The sequence below is a fragment of the Mycobacterium sp. SMC-17 genome (assembly GCF_045310915.1).
Lineage (GTDB): Bacteria > Actinomycetota > Actinomycetes > Mycobacteriales > Mycobacteriaceae > Mycobacterium.
Window position 1 is genome coordinate 1 of record NZ_JBJIAK010000111.1, and the last position, 4,388, is coordinate 4,388.

At 62.7% G+C, this 4,388-nt stretch carries 1 protein-coding gene and 4 pseudogenes; 2 read left to right on the top strand and 3 right to left on the bottom strand.

Going from position 1 to position 4,388, the window contains the following annotated elements:
* Positions 1 to 285: 285 nt before the first annotated feature.
* Positions 286 to 501: pseudogene (locus ACJH7A_RS30025) on the bottom strand (IS3 family transposase); the annotation flags it as partial.
* 32 nt (positions 502 to 533) lie between these two features.
* A pseudogene (locus tag ACJH7A_RS30030) lies at positions 534 to 1,602 on the bottom strand (IS3 family transposase).
* Between the two features lie 516 nt (positions 1,603 to 2,118).
* Here ACJH7A_RS30030 and ACJH7A_RS30035 point away from each other — a divergent pair.
* Positions 2,119 to 3,374, top strand: a pseudogene (locus tag ACJH7A_RS30035) (IS256 family transposase).
* 206 nt (positions 3,375 to 3,580) lie between these two features.
* Positions 3,581 to 4,068: pseudogene (locus tag ACJH7A_RS30040) on the top strand (DUF6933 domain-containing protein).
* 85 nt (positions 4,069 to 4,153) lie between these two features.
* Here ACJH7A_RS30040 and ACJH7A_RS30045 read toward each other — a convergent pair.
* On the bottom strand, positions 4,154 to 4,388 hold a 235-nt coding region (locus tag ACJH7A_RS30045), incomplete at its 5' end, for a hypothetical protein (protein WP_406803283.1).

A 4,388-nucleotide genomic window follows, 5' to 3' on the forward strand; every position in this document is an offset into this window, starting at 1 on the left:
CGAGCATCCTCAGTAACGCGCCACGGTGGTCCCATCCCCCTGGCAATCAGGTGGTCCCATCACCCTGGCAAGCGACAGCTCTCAAGTGCAGCGAAATATTGTTGGGGAGAAGCTGCTCGGTTTGCCCAAGGAGCCACGACTTGACTCTGGTCCGTTCCGCACCTTGGTCGGCGCCCGAGAAGGATAGGTGTTTGCATTGCGTGCGTGAGCGGTTATCGTGCGCAGTGCTCTGATACCGGGCGGTTTCGCGGTCACAACCGTCGCTTCTTCTGCATGAGACGTGGAGAACCTCTCCATGGCCGCGTTGTCGCCAGCTGTCCCGACGCGGTCCATCGATCCGACCGTGACGTGTCGATGCAGATTGTGAACGAATTTCCTTGACCTGAACTGAGATCCGCGATCGGGATACAGAATGCAGCCTCCGACGTCACCGCGTCGGGAGTCGATCGAGTAGCCGATGATCCGGTTGGAGAACACGTCCTTGATTGCGCACAGGCATAGTGTGAGGTTGCCCCCGGATGGTGGACACGGGGTCAGGCGGCTTGTGCCGTCTGATGATGGCGGTGCTCGAAGTCGATTGGGCTGATCATGCCGATCTTGGAGTGCCTTCGTCGGCGGTTGTAGATCCGTTCGATCCAGTCGCCGACTGCGAGCCTGGCAGCGTGCTTGGTGGGCCAGGCGTATCTTGTCCCAGGGTGTACTGCGTGCCACGGTCAGCGTGGAAGATGACCTGTGCGGGCAAGGCCCCACGCAGCGCCACTGCCATCGACGGTGCGGACTCCACCAGATCGGTGCGCATGTGGTCCTCGACTGCCCAACCCAGGACCCGCCGCGAGCACCCGTCGTCGAACCGCGCACAGGTACAGCCAGCCCTCACCGGTAGGCAAGTACGTGATGTCCGAGGTCCAGACCTTGTCGAGCTCACCGCGGTCGAATCGACGGTTGACCAGGTCGTTGGGGCGGTGTGCGTCGAGGTCCACCACGGTGGTCACCGGGGTGAACTTCCGCGGGCTGATCCCGGCCAGGCGTTGGCGGCGCATCGAGGCCGCCACCGTCTTGCGGGAGATCACCTCCCCGTCTTCACGCAGATCGGCCAGGATGCGCGGTGCGCCGTACACCTGATCGGAGGCGTCGTGGAAACCCTTGACCTTGACGTCGATCGCCTCACGGCGCTGCTGGGCCGGCGTGGGCCCCGCCGCACGGGCTGTGCGCCACTTGTAGAAGCCCGACCGGGACACCTCCAACAGTCCAGTCATCCGCACGATCGTGAAGTTGGCCTTCTCCGCTTCGATGATCCGGTACATCTCTACCAGTTCTGTTCGGAGGCGAAGAAGGCTGCGTCCTTATCAAAAACGCACGGTCCAAACGCAATTCGGCGTTCTCTGTGCGTAACCGTTCTCACTCTTTGCGTTCATCATCGTCGAGCACCTCGGGATTATCGGATGCCGAACGTGCTCTGGCGGTGGCGACTCACCGGCCGAGCAATTGATCTCCGACACCGATCTCTGCGGCTACGTCCGCAACGGGCCGACCGGTATCGACAACCAGGCGCACGGCCTGCTCGCGATACTCCGGGGCGTACTTCTTGCGGTTTCCCGACACGGGAACATCCTCCCCGCAGGACCAGCAGTACCGCGATCAGATGTCCACCATCAGGGGTCAACCCCAACACCCGGCCAAGGATCCCGCACTGTCACCCCCCGGTCCCGAAACCCCACCATGCCAGGGGACTTACCCATCCTGATGTCGTTTCATCGCAACTATCACTACCATCGCGCTAGGCTTGCTCGTGTATCGAGCGGTAGATACCTGGTACTTTCGAACCCTGTACTCACAAGAGCGCTCGAATCGCTCGTCGATGATCGAGTGAGCGTCGAACGTGCTCGCGACAATCGCTGTAGAGAACGCCGGCTGGAAGTGAAGACGCGCTTACCAACTGCCGTCACCACGCTTCGGTCGTGGCCCGCTTCGGCGCCGCAAGTGAATACTTGGGGGGAGTTTGCGGGATTCGGTGTAAATGGCCCAATACGCCGAGCGTGAGCTTGGTGGGAAGGGTCCACAGTGACCGAGACGATGAGGGCTGTGTCCTCTGCAGCTGATACTCACGATGATGTGTCCATGGCGAGCTCACCCGCACCGGATGAGCTGGCGACCGCGCGGGAGCTGGTGCGCCTGTTGCAGGCCTGCGGGGTGTCGTTCGCCGGTACCACCGACGGGGTGCTTCGGGCGTTGACCAAGACGGTGGTCGAGACTGCGCTGGAAGAACTGGCCGTTCACCTGGGCTATGACAAGCACGACCCGGCTGGCCGAAACGGTGCCAACTCCCGTATCGGTACGCGCACCAAGACGGTGCTCACTGACACCGTCGGCCAGATCGACATTGTGGTGCCCGGGACCGGGACGGCACGTTCGAGCCGCAGATCGTTGGTAAGCGTCAGCGGCGGTTGACCCGGGTCGATGAGATCGTGTTGTCGTTGTATGCCAAGGGTATAACCACAGGGGAGATCGCCGCGCACTTCGCCGAGCTCTACGACACCACAATCTCTCAAGATACGATCAGCCGGATCACCGACAAGATCATCGGTGACATGTCCGACTGGGTGGCCCGGCCGCTGGAGACGATCTACGCCGCAGTAATCGTCGACGCACTGAGCGTGAAAGTCCGCGACGGGCAGGTCGCCAACCGGCCGTTCTACGCCACGATCGGCGTGGACCTAGCCGGCCACAAGGATGTGCTCGGGCTCTGGGCCGGTGACGAGCACGGGGAATCAGCCAAATTCTGGTTCGCGGTGCTGACCGACCTGAGCAACAGGGGCGTCACCGACGTGTTTTCCTGGTCTGTGGCGGACTCAAGGGGCTGCCCGATTCGAATAAGCGAGGTGTGGCCGGCCACCATCGTGCAGGCCTGCACCGTGCACCTCATTCGCAATAGCTTCCGTTACCTGCCGCGCCAGACCTGGGACGGGCTCAAACGCGATCTGCGGCCGATCTACACCGCACCGTCGGTTACCGCTGCCGAGGACGCGCTCGAGCACCTCAACGAGCAGTGGGGCGCACGCTATCTGGCGTTGATCCGGATGTGGCGGTCCTGCTGGAACGAGTTCATTCCGTTCTTGGACTATCCCACCGAGATTCGCCGAGTGTTGCGCAGTACCAATGCGATTGAGTCACTCAACGCCCGCTACCGGCGGGCCATTAAGGCACGTGGGCATGTGCCCTCCGAGGCTGCCGCACTCAAATGTCTGTATCTGGTGACCCGATCACTGGATCCGAAAGGCACTGGCCAGCAGCGATGGGCAGTGCGATGGAAGCCCGCTTTGAACGCGCTCGCGGTAACATTCGCCGACAGGATGCACGACCTCAACCGAGGCTAGGGAAACCACCATTTACACCGAAATTCGGATAGGCCCGACGGTCCCGGCAAGCCAACTCAGATGTCACCTATACGTGCAGCACACCCCGGCATGTCGAGGAAGTGATGCAGATCAGCGACCAACACGTCGCCACACTGTACCGGCGCCAAGCCACGGTGTTCTTGCGTACCGACCGTCGGTGGCTTTGCCTGCCATCATGACTCGTGATGTTGCGATGTACCGCCAAGGTGTTGGCGCTGCTGGGGGTGTCTGAGCCGGCCATCGGCGAAGCGTGCGCGCGGGACTGGTATGCCCACCTGGTCTGGATCGACCGGCGCAAATGCCTGCTGGTGACCCATGCCGGGACCTTGTTCCCGGTGTTCATGCCGAACGTCACCGCCGCGGGGCTGCGCCCGATCGGACCGCCCGTCGTCTCGGCGATCCAGGCCGCGCTGCAAGCCGAAGGGCTGCCCGCCGATACGCTCGGCAATCTTGCCCCCAGCAGGTGGCCGTGGCCAAGACCGCCGACCGCCGCATCCTGGGCACCATCAACGACCTAGCGTTCACCACCGAACACGTCATCGCCACCGCTGGCGGCCTGGCCCGCTGCGACATCGACGCGCTGCACCACGGCCTGCATCGCACCATCAACAGCATCACCGGCTACATCCCACCGATCGACCTGGTCACCGCCAGCCATCATGGCCAGCGGTAAAAGCTGGCAGATGCGGGCAGGTAGACCCTCACACGTATAGCGGCGATCCCTTACTGAGTCGTACCGGCGTCGCGACCCGAGGTCGCTACGCGGTGGCCGAAATGGGCTCTGCGGAGCCGGTGTTGGAACTCATGGAGGCGGGCGGCGGCCGCAGTTCACGGGGTGGGTCAAGCAGTGATCGGCGTAAGTCTTGCAGCAATCGGGTGCCGACCGGTGTCATGGTCAGCCCGCGCCAATCGGCATGAGCAATGATCAATACCTGTGGATGAGGCCCGGCGAGGTGGCCTGAAAGTGGGCGCACCTTCCCGAGGATGATCATC